The sequence below is a fragment of the Paeniglutamicibacter gangotriensis Lz1y genome, from assembly GCF_000348945.1.
In the GTDB taxonomy this organism is placed as follows: Bacteria; Actinomycetota; Actinomycetes; order Actinomycetales; family Micrococcaceae; genus Paeniglutamicibacter; species Paeniglutamicibacter gangotriensis.
Map to the genome: position 1 here is coordinate 40244 of NZ_AOCK01000005.1, position 14610 is coordinate 54853.

Here is a 14610-nt window from a genome sequence, read left to right on the forward strand (position 1 = left end):
CGAGTCCAAGCGTGATCTACGGCTGCATCGCGCAACGGACAACCCAAGAGCAACCCATGGGATCGAGGAACTCAAGTGAACAACTTCTCAGGAGTGGGCGTTATGCCCGGTCGCGTCATCGGCAACATCCGGCATATGCCGCCGGCGCTGGCCGAACCCCCGGTCGGTGAGCAGCTCTCGGATTCGGTCACTGCGGCCCAAGCCATCGCCGGGCTGAAGGAAGCCGCCGCAACTGTACAGTCTGATCTGCGCACCCGCGCCGCCACCGCCAGCCCGGAGGCCAAGGCCGTGCTTGATGCCACCGCCCAGATGGCCACCGATTCCATGCTGCTCAAGGGCGCCAACAAACTCATCAACACCGGACTTTCAGCCGAGCGCAGCATCTGGGAGTCGGGCGAGACCGTCGCCCAGATGCTGATCACCCTCGGCGGATACATGGCCGAACGCGCCACCGACGTGCTCGATGTCCGAGCGCGCATCGTCGCCGCGCTGCGCGGGGTCCCGGCCCCCGGAATCCCCGACTCCGCCGACCCTTTCATCCTGGTCGCCGAGGACCTGGCCCCGGCAGACACCGCCACCCTAGATCCTGCCAAGGTCATCGCGCTGCTGACCACCGGCGGCGGACCGCAGTCACACACAGCCATCATCGCCCGGGCCATGGGATTGACAGCGATCGTGGCGGCCAAGGGGCTGCAGGCCTTGGATGCCGGCACCGAGGTGTTCGTCGACGGCGCCGCAGGCATCATTTCCACCTCCCCGGGAGAATCCGAACGCGCCGCCGTCGCCACCTGGCTGAAGAACGCGGAGGCACTCTCGGTCTTTGACGGCAACGGAGTGCTGGCCGACGGACACTTGGTCCCGCTGCTGGCAAATGTCGGAGGCGGCAAGGACGCCGTGAAGGCCGCAGCCGCCGGCGCCCAGGGCGTCGGGTTGCTACGCACCGAGTTCTGCTTCCTGGGCCGCGAAACCGAGCCAACCATCGAGGAACAGGTCACCGAGTACAAGGCCGTGTTCGACGCCTTCGGATCCAAGAAGGTAGTGGTGCGCACGCTGGATGCCGGCGCCGACAAACCGCTGCCCTTCCTCACCGACGCCTCGGAGCCCAACCCTGCCCTGGGTGTGCGCGGCTACCGAACCGACACCACCTCCCCCGGCGTACTGGCCCGCCAACTGTCGGCCATCGCCACCGCATCCGAAGGATCCGAGGCCGAAGTCTGGGTCATGGCCCCGATGATTTCCACCCCGGCCGAGGCCGGTGACTTCGCCGCAATGTGCGCCGAGGCAGGACTGTCCACCCCTGGGGTGATGGTCGAGGTCCCCTCTGCAGCGGTGAGCTCCGAAGCCATCCTGGGCCAGGTTTCCTTCGCTTCTCTGGGCACCAACGACCTGACGCAATACACCATGGCCGCAGACCGGCAGCTCGGCCCGCTGGCCGCGTTGAACAACCCCTGGCAACCGGCGGTGCTGCGCCTGATCCAGCTGACCGTGGAAGGCTCCCTCGCCGAGGGCAACAACAAGCCCGTGGGAGTATGCGGCGAGGCGGCCGCCGACCCGGCACTGGCCGTGGTGCTGGTGGGCCTGGGTGTCTCGACACTGTCAATGTCCGCACGTTCACTGGCCGCGGTGGCCGCGGTGCTCAAGACCGTCACGCTTCAACGCGCCGGAGAATTGGCCAAGCTGGCCTTGGCCGAGCCGAGCGCGGAATCGGCCCGCGCAGCGGTGCGCGAGGCTTTGCCCACCCTGGCCGAGTTGGGCCTCTAACCACCACCGGCTCCGCACCGTAGGATTGTTCCTACCTGCCCGTCTACAGCTTTCCCACACATCGTCGTATACAGGAGAAAACACATGTCTGAACGTCTTGCCACCATTGCCAGCGCCTCCGGCCTGCATGCCCGTCCCGCCGCACTCTTTGCCGAGGCCGCAGGTGCCCTGGACATCGAGGTCACCATCGCACCCAAGGGCGCTCCGGAAGACGACGCGCTCGATGCCTCAAGCATCCTCTCGCTGATGACCCTGGGCGCGGCCAAGGGCGACGAAGTGGTGCTGCGTGCATCCGGCGACGGCGCCGAAGCGGCGCTGGATTCCCTGGTAACCTTGCTGGAAACGGACCTGGACGCCGTCTAACCAATCCCTTCGCCTACGCCGATGGCGTGGAGCTCGAACCTCACCGTTCTGGCTCCACGCCATCTGTGTTTTGTCTTGAGTTCCACTGCCCGCACCTGGTCTTCAGCCGTGGACGGTGCTGCTCTAGCCCGAACGCAGCCAGTCCCAGCAGGCGGAGGACCGGTTGCCGCCGTTCAATGCGGGACTGCTGAGCTCTTCCGGCCACCTGCTCGGTCGAGGTACGGTAGCGCCTACATGGCACTTCGATCGTGCGTCGACCACTTGGGGACGAGCGTCCTCTGCGGACCGAGCCAATGAATGGTTCAGGTAAGGAACAAGACATGGAACTGATCTTTGTTCACGGCGCCTTGGTGCGTGAGGGACAGTGGTGGTGGCAGCGGACCGCAGAGCTGCTCCACGAACACTCCGGGATCCGCAGCAGAGCCATTGCGTTGCCCTCCTGTGGCGAGGGCGCACCCGAAGAGATTTCCGGCGGCCTGGCTGCCGATGCGGCGGCGCTTCGCCGCGCGCTGGATGAGGTGGACTCCGCCATCGTTGTCGGCCATTCCTACGGCGGCACCGTGATCGCCGAAGCCGGACACCATCCGGCAGTTGCGCACCTACTCTATATCTCGTCCTATCTGCCCGATATCGGGCAGTCTCAGGGTGAGATCATGAGCGGTGAGGGCGACCCGGTGTCCATCGGCGACAACGGTGACGGCACGCTGAGTGTGTCCGGCTACGACGCGGCTTCCTTCGGAGCCCGATTCCTTCAGGACGCGGACGAGTCGACCCAGCAGCAGGCCTGGGCTCGGGTGACCGCACAGGCCTCCGGGGCGTTCATGTCCCCCACGAGTGCCGCCGGCTGGGAGGGAGTCGATTCGACGTACATCATCTGCGGCCAAGATCGCAGCACGTCGGTCGAGTTGCAACGTTTCCATGCGAACCGAGCCACACGCTCCGTCGAACTACCGACCGGGCACCACCCGTTTATTTCCCGGCCCGACCTCGTCGTTGAACAAGTTCAAGCGCTACTGCACCGGGGATGAGTCATCAAGGCCCGGTGGATTCCGGCCGCCGGAAATATTGCAGCCTGCCGGTCTCGATCCCGAACAGACCAGCGACCGATTGTGGGCGAGCGTGGGGCCGATGCTCCAAGAAGCATGCCCTTGGATCACCTCACCGCAGGTTCGTGGCCCATCGATTGATCACACCGAGGGCCCACGGCGCCGGAGAATATGATCCTTCGTGACGACCTTGACCGGGACGGAACTCTAGATTTTGAGGTCTTCCCATTCGAAAGTGGTCACGGTTCCGTTTTCCCAATCTTGGCGCAGGATCGAGTAAGCAATGAAAGCGACATGACCACCGTCGTTGGTGGGCCATCCCAATCGGGAGTGTGCTTCCTTGAGGAAGCCGGCGCGGAGGAAGGTCTTGCGCATGGCGATGTTGTCTTCGCGCGTTTGCCCTTCGAAACGGAGCGTATTGGGCATCGTCTTGAAAACCATGTCGCAGAGCGCACGCAGCACTTCCACTCCCGCACCTTTGCCACGCTGGGACTCGTCCAAACGCAGGTCAAAGAGCGGGGAATCATCTTCCTCTAAATCCTCCAGCGCGGCCAGACCGAGACGTTGTTCGTCCCGCAGCACCCAATAGCCTTGGGTGTCTTCGTTCCAGAAATGTTCGTTTTCAATTTTCGTCCGAGTTTCGGCGGCCTGCGGGGCGGGCTGGACGTGGAAGGGAAACTGTTTGAGGTCAGAAAGCCGATAATTTCTTCGGCAACGATGGCTGTCCCGCTAGCAGAACCTTGTCGGGACACCAGGGCAGGTAGTGGTCCATAGCCGGTCACAGTGATTGAAAAGCGTTTCGGCCGAGGTTCTAGTTTCTTGGAACTTCTTCGAGGTGGAATGGGCTGTGGTTCAGCACGCCGTTGCGAGCCGACAGCACTGTCTCACGGTCATTGCTCAGCGTGACAGTCCTCAGCGATACTCCCAAGACACCGCTAGTTCCTCGATATCGGATACCTGCACCGAGAATATGGTCACCGGCTTCCACGTTGCCTGTCCAGGGAGCATCCCAATTGGCGAGGTATTCGGTTCCATCGATATGCACGATTGGTCGGGCAAATACCCGGAGGAACATTGAGGAAAGCCAGTGTGAGCGCACCATGATTTTCAGGGAAGCCATACCCACAGCGTATCCAACCCCGCGCAAGTGCGAAGCTGGGAACATCAGCGGACATCGAACATACGAGTTCCCCTGGTTGGTCCCGGCGCGAGTGTCCAGAAGAAACAAATGGACACGGAGGTTTGCGAGATATCCGGTGGGAAGGAGTCGGCGCTATCTGGCCTCATCCGGAGAATTCGGGACCGTCCCGGCATCCGCGCTTCGTCAGCGTGTAGGTAGTTCCGTGGCGAACGATCTGCGAATCTTTCAGGGCTTAGCCCGGTGACGCACTTACGAGCGTTCCGAGTCTGCACGTGCCGGTCGGTTAGCAGCAGGCCAGCTAGTCTCGAGGGCTCTCACCGTGGCAATAAAAAGTTATAGCAGGAAGTTCTGGATTGCTTCCACGACGCGTGTTCCGACGAATTCAAGACCAAATACGAGCACGCAGAAGCCCAATGCCAGGGCCATGAGCAGGGCGAGGATTATAACGACGGAATCCAGAAGTCCACGTAACTTTTCTGGCATCGGGGCTTTGGAAGCAGCGTCTTTAGCGCTTCGTTTCTTCGACCCGTCTAATTCGACGGTGCTGCTCCTTGGGCCAGCGCCCCTGGACCTTCTCCGCCGTGACATGATTACTCGCGCCAACCAGACAGCTAACCAGATGCAGGTTGCCACCACGAGTACGCTGACATAGATTCCGACAACTCCAGCATCAGTCGGCAGCAAGCGCTTGAGCATCATCGTTGGCTGATTATCGGAGCGTTCCTCGGGTTTGTATGTCACCAAGACTGTTGAGCCAACTTCCACCGTGTCCCACAGCTCCCTGGGCAACGCGACATTGCTGGCGTGTTCCTCAGCGTGCTTGGGTGGAGTAAAGGTGTAGTCAATCAGGAATTTTTCAGTCGTTCCTCTGTCAGAAGGTATGACTTTGCTGTGGTGCTTGGTGATTGTTGCAGTTGCTTGTATTCCGGTCTGTGTGAGCTCTTTTTTCTCGACAATCGTTGCGATCAGTCCAAGGCTTTGCCACAGAACCAGCGCCACCAACACCGTTACAGCCATCGAAGTGAGAAGGACGGACGCGATTTCACCTCGTCGCGCCTTATCTGGGGGCTCGCTCCGCCTCGACTTCGTTGGGGTGGGGATAGAGGCGTTCATCGTTGGGGAACCTTGATCAATTCTTTGTAGAGCTTCGTTGGTGCACCGGGACCAAACGGCAAAGTCCAGGTTCAGCGGCTGGTTGAGTTGGCTTTGCGGGCAGCAATGACGCCGTCCCGCGTTCCTGCCCTAATGCTCCGGTACAGCGAGTCACGAAGATGGCAACAAATGCGGCGGCAAGAACACCTTTCATTTGCACTGCCGGCGTAGATTACTGCCCGGAATCGAACGATGCAACCCTACTCTAGGCACACAGCCAACCACCCAAAGCTTCCGCAGGTCCCCCTCTTGGCGTTAGATGCTCTCTCCGTCAAGGCACCAGTTCGCTGGCCTGCTCATGCCCCGCCGCCACGAGCCCGGCATAGGCCCCCTCGGAGGCAAGCAGTGCGGCGGGCGTGCCGCGCTCAACGATCCGGCCCGCTTCGAGCACCACCAGCTGGTCCGCGTCCTCGACGGTCGACAGTCGGTGGGCAATCGTCAAGGTGGTTCGTCCGATGGCCAAGCGGTCCAGCGCGTGCTGCACCAGGGCCTCGGTGGTGTTATCCAGCGCGCTGGTGGCCTCATCGAGCACCAGCACTTTCGGGTTGCGCAGGATGGTTCGGGCAATGGCCAAGCGCTGCTGCTCGCCCCCGGAGAAGCGGTGCCCGCGGGCACCGACCAGGGTGTCGAGTTCCTCGGGCAGTGAGGCCACAAGGTCTGCGATCTGCGCGCTGGCCAATGCCTTCCACAAGGTGGCGTCGTCCGCTCCGGGGTCGGCCAGCAAGAGGTTCTCGCGGATCGAGGCGTGGATCAGATAGGTTTCCTGCGAAACTACTCCAACAATCTTGTTCAATGCCTCCGGTGCCATCTCACGCACGTCGATCCCGTCGATGGTGATCCGCCCATGGCTGGGGTCGTGGAGTCGGGGCAGCAGCGAGCCCAGAGTGGATTTACCCGACCCGGTAGGCCCGACCACGGCGGTGGCGGTACCCGGTGCCAGCTCCAGATCAATTCCCTGCAGCACGGGCTCTCCCCCGTGATAGGCGAAGGACACGTCTTCGAAGCGGACGTGACCCCGGATCTGTTCCGGATCCAGATTCACCGGGTCAAGCGGCACAGCGATTTCCGGTTCCATATCCAAATATTCGAAGATCCGGCTAAACAGGGCCATCGCTGTCACCCATTGCACGCCGACATTCAGCATCCCCATGATGGGCCGGAAGATCGCACCCTGCAGAGCGGTGAAAGCTACCAGAGTGCCAATGGTCATCCCGCCCGAGGTTGCAGGGAAGCCAGCGGCCAGATAGATCACCGCGGGAATCGCGGCGAACACGATGCTCATGGTGGCCATGCGCCAACGTCCGGCCAGCTGGCTGCGAAGCTCGAGATCGACCAAGCGGTGTGAGGAGGCGCCGAAGCGTTGGACGTCCCGTCCGGTGGTACCCAAGGTCTTGGCCAAGCGGATCCCGGAGACCGAGAGTCCCTCCTCGATCATCGTGTACATCCCGGCCAGCTCCTGCTGGCGCGCGGTGGTGATGTCGCGGCGCATCAGGGCTACCTTGCGCGAAAGCCAGATGGCAGGTGGCAGCACGATCAGCGACAGCAGGCTCATCCTCGGAGAAAGGGCAATCATCGCGATGGCCGTGGCCACCGCGGTGGTCAAGTTCGAGGCGACCGAGGTGGCGGTGGAGGTGACCACCGATTGCATGCCGGCGATGTCGTTGGTCAACCTGGATTGGACCTCGCCACCGCGGGTGCGGGTGAAGAATCCCAGGGACTGCGCCTGCAGGTGGGTGAAGAGCCGGGTGCGCAGGGTGTGCATGACCTTCTGGCCCATTTTGGTGGCCATCCAGGTCTGCACCACACCGATTGCGGCCGTGGCCGCGGCGACGGCCACGAGCCCGCCGGCGAGCCAGGCCAGCAGCACGGTGTTCTGCTGCGGAAGCGCGTCATCGATGATCGCGCGAATAAGGAAGGGTTGGGCCAGCCCAATGACCGAAGCCACCGAGATCAGCACGACCACCACGAGGATGGTCCATTTGTGTGGGGTGAAGAGCGCCGCGATCCGGGTCAATTTTACTGGATGGGCCTTGACCTGCAAGAGGTCCGCAGGATTCAGTCGGGCGACGGGTCCGCCACCACGGCCTCCCCCGCCACCAGATCCGCGGGCGCCGCCCGCAGAACCCTTGGCCGATCCACTCTGGGCCGAGCGGGCTGCATTGGAAGATGAAATCGATTCCAATATATGCACCACCTTTCTTGGTGGTTGTGGGTGCGGGTTTCGCACCTTGCTTATGCTGAGGTTACCTCACCATACGGCTTCCAGTCAATGTCGCCGACCCCCGACGGTAAGCTGAAAGGCATGGCATCACGCAAAAACCCAGCAAGTCCCGGGGATCTTTCGGAGCTATTCCATCGCTCTTTCCGATTGCTTCGCCATTCATGGTCACAACGTCTGGCCCCTTTCGAGCTGACCCCGCACCAATTCCGGGCATTGCACACGCTGACGCGCAATGCCGCGGACCCGCATTCCGCCGACGGGATGCGCCTGAAAGACGTGGCAGAACGCCTGCGCATTGCCGCTCGTTCGGCCACCGAAGTTGTTGACCACCTCGAAGCCAAGGGGCTCGTGGCCCGCGGGGCCGACCCGGTCGACCGACGCGCCACCTTGGTCACGCTCACCGATGCCGGACGCGAGCTGACCGAGCAGGTGCGCACCGCACGCCGCGCGCACACCGAGGACTACTTCTCACAGCTAGACGCCGCCGAGCGCGCCGAGCTCGCCCGTATCCTGGGCAAGCTCTCGGGCCCTGCCGAACACCAGTAGCCGGCGCGGCATCCTGAGCATGCGTCGCGCCGGCCGGAGACCGTATTTTAGGTTTCGGATTTGCCTCGGCGCCAGTAACCCATGAAGGCCACCTGTTTGCGGTCCATGCCTGCATCGCGCACCAGGTAGCGGCGCATATCCTTGATGACGCTTGCCTCCCCTGCCAGCCATGCATAGAACGGCTGGGTGGAGGCGGTGGAGGTCTCCCAGAGGATCTGTTCATCGATGTCAACGTCTTCGGGTTCGGCACCGGTCAGTACCGCTCCGGCCGCAGGTATCGCCACGATGTCACGCACCGCGGCGGCCAGCAGCTCACCATGCGGATGGGAGCCGCGCGGCAGCCACTGCACCGAGACCCCTGAGCGTGTGGAGGAACCCTGGATGTCACCGGTGTCGGGGACCTCAATGAGCGCGTGCCCGGTGATACCTGCCGGCAGGGACTCGAGAATCGAGCAGATGGCCGGGGCAGCCGTCTCGTCACCTGCCAAGAGAATGCGTTTGGCGGTGCCTGGACGGAATTCGATGCCACCGTAATCGGCTCCGCACAAGGCAGCGTTGGGACCCAACAGCAGGATCGGGTCCCCGAGCCGCGCCTGGGCAGCCCACACCGTGGCAGGGCCTCCGGTGAGCTTCCCGCCGTCGGTACGCAGATGCAGCACGAAGTCGATGTCGATTTCCGGTTCGCTGCCGCAGTTATCCCGGTGCCCTGCTTCGCGCAGGGCACGCACCGTATAGGTACGCATGACCCCACGGGATTCGGCCGGCAGTGCCAGCCAACGCCGATACCAGCCGGTGGCGTCGGCACGTGAGAGCAGTGCGCCGGGGCGCAGCGACTCGAAGGCTGCCGGCAACTGGTCCCCGCCCCCGGCAGGGTCCATGTCCGGGGTGAACATCAGCTTGATGCGCAGATCCAGCGGGGCGTCCCCGGCACCGAAGTGTTCCAGGTCCTTCCCAGCCAGGGTCAGGCGCCGGAAGTTCTCGCCGATCGGTTCGATGCGCACCACCTTGGTGGCGAAGGCGAGCATGTCACTGATTTCCTCGGCACGCTCGATCCCCTCCCCCGCCGGTGTGTTTGACCCGGGATCAGCCGCCGTGGCGCGGGCCTGCACTTCCTGGGTTCCGGCTTGCGGCCCCTGCACCGGCGCAGGGCCTGCATCAAGGTCGGCATCGGGGTTCTGCGTGCGGTGGATGCCGTTGGCGGCCAACACGGTTTCGGCGCGCAGCACCCGGTGCCGACCAATGGGTAGCACCAGTGGGGTGCCGGCCACCGGGTCAGGGATAACGCGGCACGGCATGCCGAAGACGTTTTTTACCATCGCCTCGGTGACGACCGCGGCGGGGTGCCCGGCGGCAACAATCTTGCCTTCTTTCAAGGCGATCAGGTGATCGGCGTAGCGGGCGGCAAGATTCAAGTCGTGCAGCACGATTACCACGGTGGTGCCGCGGGTGCGGTTGAGCTCGGAGATCACATCGAGCACCTCCAGTTGGTGGGCCACATCTAGGTAGGTGGTGGGCTCGTCGAGCAGCAGCAACTCGGTTTCCTGCGCCAGGGCCATGGCGATCCAGACGCGCTGGCGTTGGCCCCCGGAGAGCTCATCAACGGGGCGTTCGGCCAAACCCGTGGTGCTCGTCAGCGTCATGGCGCGCTCCACCGCGGCCTCGTCTTCGGAGGTCCAGCGCTTGAACCAGCCCTGATGTGGGTAGCGGCCGCGGCCGATCAGTTCGCGCACGGTGATTCCGTCGGGCGCGGTGGGGGTCTGTGGCAGCAACCCCAGCATTTTGGCGACCTCGCGGGCGGGCCGGGAGTGGATGTCTTCCCCGTCCAGTAGCACCTTGCCGCCGGCGGGCTTCAGTAGCCGGGCCAGCCCACGCAGTAGCGTGGATTTGCCGCAGCCGTTGGCCCCGACAATGATCGTGACCTCGCCGGCCGGCAGCGCCAGGGAGAGCTCGTCGACGATGCTCACCGCGTCGTAGGCGAGTGTGAGGTCCTGCGCTTCGAGAAGTGCCATAAAGACCCTCAGGTTCCTTCCTTGTTGGTGCGCACCAGGACCCAAATCAGGAACGGTGCTCCCAGTGCGCCGGTGACGACGCCAACTGGTAATTGTATGTCGGGCAAAATGTTGGCGGCGAGGAATGTGGCCGTGGTGACCAGCAGCGCGCCGGTCAGCGCCGCGGACCCCAGGTGGCTGCGGCCCTTGCACAGGCGCAGGGCCAGCGGCCCGGCCAGGAATGCGACGAAGGCCAACGGGCCGGTCACCGCGGTGGCCACTGCACACAACCCGACCCCCAGCAGGATCAGTCCCAGCCGGGTGCTGCGGACCTTGAGCCCGAGCCCGGCGGCGGTGTCATCGCCCAGTTCTAGGATGCGTAGTTTTGCCGCGGCAGGTACCAGCAGCGGGAACAGGATCGCCAGCGCCGCTGCCAGCAGGGACGCACGCTCCCAGGTGCTGGCCGATAGCGACCCGGTGAGCCACCGCAGGGCATCGCCGGCGGTGCGCACATCGGTGCGGGTCAGCAAGTATTGGATGACGCTTTGGAGCATGGCCGCCACCGCGATGCCGGCCAGGATCAGCCGTGGCCCGGTGTTCTTGCCCGCTTCGGCGATCGAGTAGATCAGCAGGGCCACGGCCAACGCACCGGCGCAGGCGATCAGCGAGAGCCCCAGGCCCTGGGCCCCGAAGAGCAGCATGCCGGCCACTGCCGCAGCGCTGGCCCCGTAGCCGACGCCGATCACGTCGGGGCTGGCCAAGGGATTGCGGAGCATGCGCTGGAAGATTGCCCCGGAGGCGCCGAATGCCGCCCCGGCAAGGATGCCCACCGCGGCCTGGGGCAGGCGGTCCTCCCAGAGCATGAAGGAAACCCCGGGGACTGTTTCACCGGCCAGTGCCGCCAGCAGCTCGGGCACGGAGAACGGGTGGCGGCCAGCCAGCAGGTTCAGCAGCACCGCGGCCAGGATCCCGGCACAAGCCAGTAGGTTCACCCGGGCCACCGTGGACTTCCTGCGTACCCGGGGCAAACGTTCGGGTGCAGAGGCGGTGTCGAGAGTTTGCGAGCGAGGAGCCGGGACCGCCGGGGCAGAGAGGGAAGAGGGGCGCCGAGCAGCGGGTCGGACAATCTTTCGGGCCGGGCCCAGGAGCTGACGGGTCACAGGGAAACCTTCTTTCCGCGGCGCAACAGCCAGAGAAACAGCGGGGCGCCAAGCACCGCGGTCATGACCCCGACCTGGATCTCGGCGGGCGGGGCAATAACCCGGCCCAACACGTCGGCCAGCAAGAGCAACACCGGGCCGGCCAGCATGGACAGCGGCAACAGCCAGCGGTAATCAGCCCCGGCCACGGCCCGCACGGCGTGCGGAACAATCAGCCCGACAAAACCGATGGGCCCGGCCAGTGCCGTGGCAGCACCGCATAACAGCACCACTCCGGCCGCCGACACCGCGCGCCCGCGGCCCACCCGGAAACCCAGCCCGACCGCCGAATCATCACCCAATGCCAAGGCGTTAAACAACTTCGCACCGGCCAGCACCGCCAGGGCACCCAGCGCCAGGAACGGGGCGACCGAAAGCATCTCGGGAACATCCCGGGCCCCGAGCGTGCCGACCTGCCAAAACCTGAAATTATCTAGTGCCTCCTGGCCGATCATCAGCACCGCATTGGTCAGTGAGCCCAGACCCGCGGCCATGGCCGCCCCGGCCAGCGCCAATTTCAGTCCCGTAGCCCCGTCGCGACCCAGCGAGGCCACCACGTAGACCAGCGCCGCGGCACCGCCTGCGCCCACAAAGGCGAAGAGCATGTATCCGTGCAGCGTGGAGACGGAAAAGAAGTGGATGCCGGCAACCACTGCCAACGCGGCGCCGGCGTTGACCCCCAGGATTCCGGGGTCGGCCAGCGGGTTGCGGGTGATTCCCTGCATTCCCGCGCCGGCCAGGCCCAGGGCCGCCCCGATCAGCAATCCCGCCACGGTACGCGGGATGCGCGAGGCCACCACCACGTGATCGCTATTGGCTGGGTCAAGCTCCAGCAAGGCCTCGAACACCGTAGGCACGGCGATCGGGCGGGCTCCGATGAGCAACGATGCGAATACCGACATCAGCAGGATTCCCAGCAACACCAACCCCACCAGCGGCGCGCGCAGGGAACTGCGGGGTGTTCGTGGTTTCGCCGGGGCCGCCAACCCGAGGGAAGAGACGGCCTTCGTGGGCGTGCTCATAGTTTCATCCCGCGAGCATGGACCCTGGAGGGGGCCGTGGACCTAGACTGGGGGCCATGAGCAAGCAGTACGCCATTCGCGTTACCGACAATGCCAGCTTCTTGTTGGCCCCCAACCCCGGGCCCATGTCCCTGGACGGAACCAACTCCTGGATCCTGCGCGCGCCCGGATCCGAACATGCACTCATCGTCGACCCTGGCCCGTTGGATGCCAGTCATCTCGCGGCGTTGGCCGCCGAATCGGTGGAGCTGATCCTGATCACGCACCGCCACGGCGACCACACCGAGGGCATCGACACACTGCACCGGCTCACCGGTGCTCCGGTGCGCGCCGCGCTGCCCGAGCACTGCCGCGATGCGCCGGTCCTTGAAGACGGGGAACAGATCGAGGCCGCGGGCCTGCGCCTGCTGGCCATCGCCACCCCGGGCCACACCTCGGATTCCTTCAGCTTCCTGCTGCCCGAGGACGGTGCCCAAGGATCGATGCTCACCGGGGACACGATTCTGGGTCGCGGCACCACCATCTTGGATGCGCCCGATGGAACTCTGGCCGATTATCTGGCCACATTGGATGTCTTGGAATCCTCCCCGGATGCGCTGGTGCTGCCCGCACACGGGCCCACCCTTCCCTCGCTGCATACGATTGTGCGGCACTACCGCGCCCACCGGCATGAGCGGCTGGATCAGATCCGCGCCGCGCTGGCGCAACTGCGTGCGGCCTCCACTGCCGACCCGACCATCGGACAGGTCACCGACGCGGTCTACGCCGATGTCGACCCCGCGGTGCGCGGGGCAGCCGAGACCTCGGTGATGGCGCAACTTCGTTATCTCAAGGAATTCGAAGGGGTCTGACATTGCGTGGAGGTTCTTCCCGTAGTGATGCGTTGCGGATGGGTGCCGGCTATTTCCCTGTCGAGGCCTCCGCGCCTGCGGCAAATGCCGGCACGACCTTGTCAAGGGCGTAGGGAACCGACAGCGGGGAGGCCGCCGAGATCGCCAGCGTCTCCATGTCGCTGGTGACCGCCACCAGTCCGCCCTTGGAGATGGCCGGGATCTGGGCAAAGAGCTTATTTGCCATGATCGCGTCAACGCCGGCGGTGGCCGAGGTGAAGAAGATGTCCGAATCGAGTTCGTTGGCACGCTCGGCGGCCCAGGTCATGAAGAACTCACCCTCCTTGGCGTTTTCGTCCACGATCGGAGCCTGGGTCATGCCCAGCGCGGTGAGGAAACGCGGGCGCGAGTCGCCGGTGGCATACAGACTGATCACGCTGTCGGCGACGTTGAGGTCTCCGGCAATGAACGTGGTGTCCTTGAACACCGGGTTGGCTTCAGCCGCCGCGGTGATCTTGCCTTCGACATCGGCGACGACCTTGGCTGCCTCGTCGTCCATGCCCAGCGCCTTGCCCACTGCGGTGGTGACTTCTTGCCAGCCCGCTGTGTAGTTGGCCGCCAACGGGCCGACGACCGGGGCGATCTTGGAGAGCTTGTCGTATTCGTCCTGGGTCAGGCCCGAGTAACCAGCCATGATCACATCGGGTTCCAGCTCGGCGATGGCGGTGAAGTTCACGCTGTCGGCTTCCGAGTACTGCTTCGGTGCTTTTTCGGTGCCGATGGAGGCGCCGAGCTCGGCAAGCTTGGCATCCTTCCAGTCGGTCGAGCCTTGCTCGTTGTTTCCCCACGTGTCTTCGGCCATGCCCACCGGCACCACGCCGAGCGCCAATACGGCGTCGGCATTGACCCACGAAACCGTCGCCACGCGCTCGGGCTTCTTGGTGATCTCGGTGCTGCCATAGATGTGCTCGATGGTGACGGGGAAGGCCGCGTCGGCCGCCGTGCTCGAATCTGCCGGAGCCTGACCTGACGTCGCGCCACATGCGGAGAGAGTCAGGGCCAGTGCTGCCGAGGCCGCTGCAAGCAGGCCGGTGCGTCGTGTGATTTTCATGTGCTTGAGGAATCCTTTAAGAATCGTCAGGGAGCGGGTGGGTAAAGAAGCTGGCCAATACTTGGTGGCAGGCTTCGTGGATTGGCCGTTTCACGATCACCTGACGAGTAAGGCTAACCTCACAAAATCCAATTACGCAACAAGCATCGGCCCTAATTGAAACAAGAAGGTCATGGCGTGGCATGACAAAACCGCGTCATCACGCAGATCAATCGACAATTTGGTGACTA

General features: G+C 64.1%; 13 protein-coding genes. 5 read left to right on the forward strand and 8 right to left on the reverse strand.

What is annotated here, in order from left to right; genetic code table 11:
* Window positions 1-75: 75 nt before the first annotated feature.
* The 3 genes from ptsP to ADIAG_RS09345 all read left to right on the forward strand — a co-directional run bounded on the left by ptsP (window position 76) and on the right by ADIAG_RS09345 (window position 3152).
* A complete protein-coding gene (gene ptsP / locus ADIAG_RS09335) occupies window positions 76-1761 on the forward strand; it encodes a phosphoenolpyruvate--protein phosphotransferase (RefSeq protein WP_043474341.1) in 1686 nt (561 codons plus the stop codon).
* An 84-nt stretch (window positions 1762-1845) separates the two neighbouring features.
* Entirely contained in the window at window positions 1846-2124 is a 279-nt protein-coding gene (locus ADIAG_RS09340; RefSeq protein ID WP_007271101.1) for an HPr family phosphocarrier protein, read from the forward strand.
* A gap of 320 nt (window positions 2125-2444) precedes the next feature.
* Complete coding sequence (locus ADIAG_RS09345) at window positions 2445-3152, forward strand: alpha/beta hydrolase (RefSeq protein ID WP_007271102.1); 708 nt, start codon at window positions 2445-2447, stop codon at window positions 3150-3152.
* Window positions 3153-3377: 225 nt separating this feature from the next.
* Here ADIAG_RS09345 and ADIAG_RS09350 read toward each other — a convergent pair whose 3' ends face one another.
* The 4 genes from ADIAG_RS09350 to ADIAG_RS09360 all read right to left on the reverse strand — a co-directional run bounded on the left by ADIAG_RS09350 (window position 3378) and on the right by ADIAG_RS09360 (window position 7645).
* Window positions 3378-3797 (reverse strand): GNAT family N-acetyltransferase, encoded by a 420-nt coding sequence (locus tag ADIAG_RS09350; protein ID WP_083874053.1) that lies wholly within the window; start codon window positions 3795-3797, stop codon window positions 3378-3380.
* 184 nt (window positions 3798-3981) lie between these two features.
* Entirely contained in the window at window positions 3982-4290 is a 309-nt protein-coding gene (locus ADIAG_RS21405) for a hypothetical protein (RefSeq protein ID WP_152426109.1), read from the reverse strand.
* A gap of 354 nt (window positions 4291-4644) precedes the next feature.
* Window positions 4645-5424 carry a DUF3592 domain-containing protein gene (locus tag ADIAG_RS09355; protein WP_007271104.1) on the reverse strand — a complete coding sequence of 260 codons (780 nt, stop codon included), beginning with the start codon at window positions 5422-5424 and terminating at the stop codon, window positions 4645-4647.
* A 310-nt stretch (window positions 5425-5734) separates the two neighbouring features.
* Window positions 5735-7645 carry an ABC transporter ATP-binding protein gene (locus ADIAG_RS09360; RefSeq protein ID WP_007271105.1) on the reverse strand — a complete coding sequence of 637 codons (1911 nt, stop codon included), beginning with the start codon at window positions 7643-7645 and terminating at the stop codon, window positions 5735-5737.
* A gap of 120 nt (window positions 7646-7765) precedes the next feature.
* Between ADIAG_RS09360 and ADIAG_RS09365 the strand changes: the two genes are divergently transcribed.
* Window positions 7766-8230 (forward strand): MarR family winged helix-turn-helix transcriptional regulator, encoded by a 465-nt coding sequence (locus tag ADIAG_RS09365; RefSeq protein WP_051059903.1) that lies wholly within the window; start codon window positions 7766-7768, stop codon window positions 8228-8230.
* Between the two features lie 47 nt (window positions 8231-8277).
* Here the strand turns inward: ADIAG_RS09365 and ADIAG_RS09370 are convergent, their stop codons facing one another.
* From ADIAG_RS09370 to ADIAG_RS09380, 3 genes are read right to left on the reverse strand one after another with little or no spacing between them, the layout of a single operon-like run.
* A complete protein-coding gene (locus ADIAG_RS09370) occupies window positions 8278-10239 on the reverse strand; it encodes an SIP domain-containing protein (protein WP_007271107.1) in 1962 nt (653 codons plus the stop codon).
* Between the two features lie 8 nt (window positions 10240-10247).
* Window positions 10248-11378, reverse strand: coding sequence for a FecCD family ABC transporter permease (locus ADIAG_RS09375; RefSeq protein ID WP_235045873.1), 1131 nt, complete (start codon window positions 11376-11378; stop codon window positions 10248-10250).
* Complete coding sequence (locus tag ADIAG_RS09380; RefSeq protein ID WP_007271109.1) at window positions 11375-12439, reverse strand: FecCD family ABC transporter permease; 1065 nt, start codon at window positions 12437-12439, stop codon at window positions 11375-11377. Before ADIAG_RS09380 ends, ADIAG_RS09375 begins: the two co-directional genes overlap by 4 nt.
* A 56-nt stretch (window positions 12440-12495) precedes the next feature.
* On the opposite strand from ADIAG_RS09380, the gene ADIAG_RS09385 reads away from it, so the two are divergent.
* Window positions 12496-13290, forward strand: a complete 795-nt coding sequence (locus ADIAG_RS09385; protein WP_007271110.1) for an MBL fold metallo-hydrolase — start codon at window positions 12496-12498, stop codon at window positions 13288-13290.
* A 49-nt stretch (window positions 13291-13339) separates the two neighbouring features.
* On the opposite strand, the gene ADIAG_RS09390 is transcribed toward ADIAG_RS09385, so the two are convergent.
* Entirely contained in the window at window positions 13340-14380 is a 1041-nt protein-coding gene (locus ADIAG_RS09390; RefSeq protein WP_007271111.1) for an ABC transporter substrate-binding protein, read from the reverse strand.
* Window positions 14381-14610 lie beyond the last annotated feature (230 nt).

Coding starts and splice junctions, on each gene's coding strand:
- ADIAG_RS09340 (WP_007271101.1), top strand. CDS start 1,846: ATGTCTGAACGTCTTGCCACCATTGCCAGCGCCTCCGGCCTGCATGCC.
- ADIAG_RS09345 (WP_007271102.1), top strand. CDS start 2,445: ATGGAACTGATCTTTGTTCACGGCGCCTTGGTGCGTGAGGGACAGTGG.
- ADIAG_RS21405 (WP_152426109.1), bottom strand. CDS start 4,290: ATGGCTTCCCTGAAAATCATGGTGCGCTCACACTGGCTTTCCTCAATG.
- ADIAG_RS09355 (WP_007271104.1), bottom strand. CDS start 5,424: ATGAACGCCTCTATCCCCACCCCAACGAAGTCGAGGCGGAGCGAGCCC.
- ADIAG_RS09365 (WP_051059903.1), top strand. CDS start 7,766: ATGGCATCACGCAAAAACCCAGCAAGTCCCGGGGATCTTTCGGAGCTA.
- ADIAG_RS09370 (WP_007271107.1), bottom strand. CDS start 10,239: ATGGCACTTCTCGAAGCGCAGGACCTCACACTCGCCTACGACGCGGTG.
- ADIAG_RS09380 (WP_007271109.1), bottom strand. CDS start 12,439: ATGAGCACGCCCACGAAGGCCGTCTCTTCCCTCGGGTTGGCGGCCCCG.
- ADIAG_RS09385 (WP_007271110.1), top strand. CDS start 12,496: ATGAGCAAGCAGTACGCCATTCGCGTTACCGACAATGCCAGCTTCTTG.
- ADIAG_RS09390 (WP_007271111.1), bottom strand. CDS start 14,380: ATGAAAATCACACGACGCACCGGCCTGCTTGCAGCGGCCTCGGCAGCA.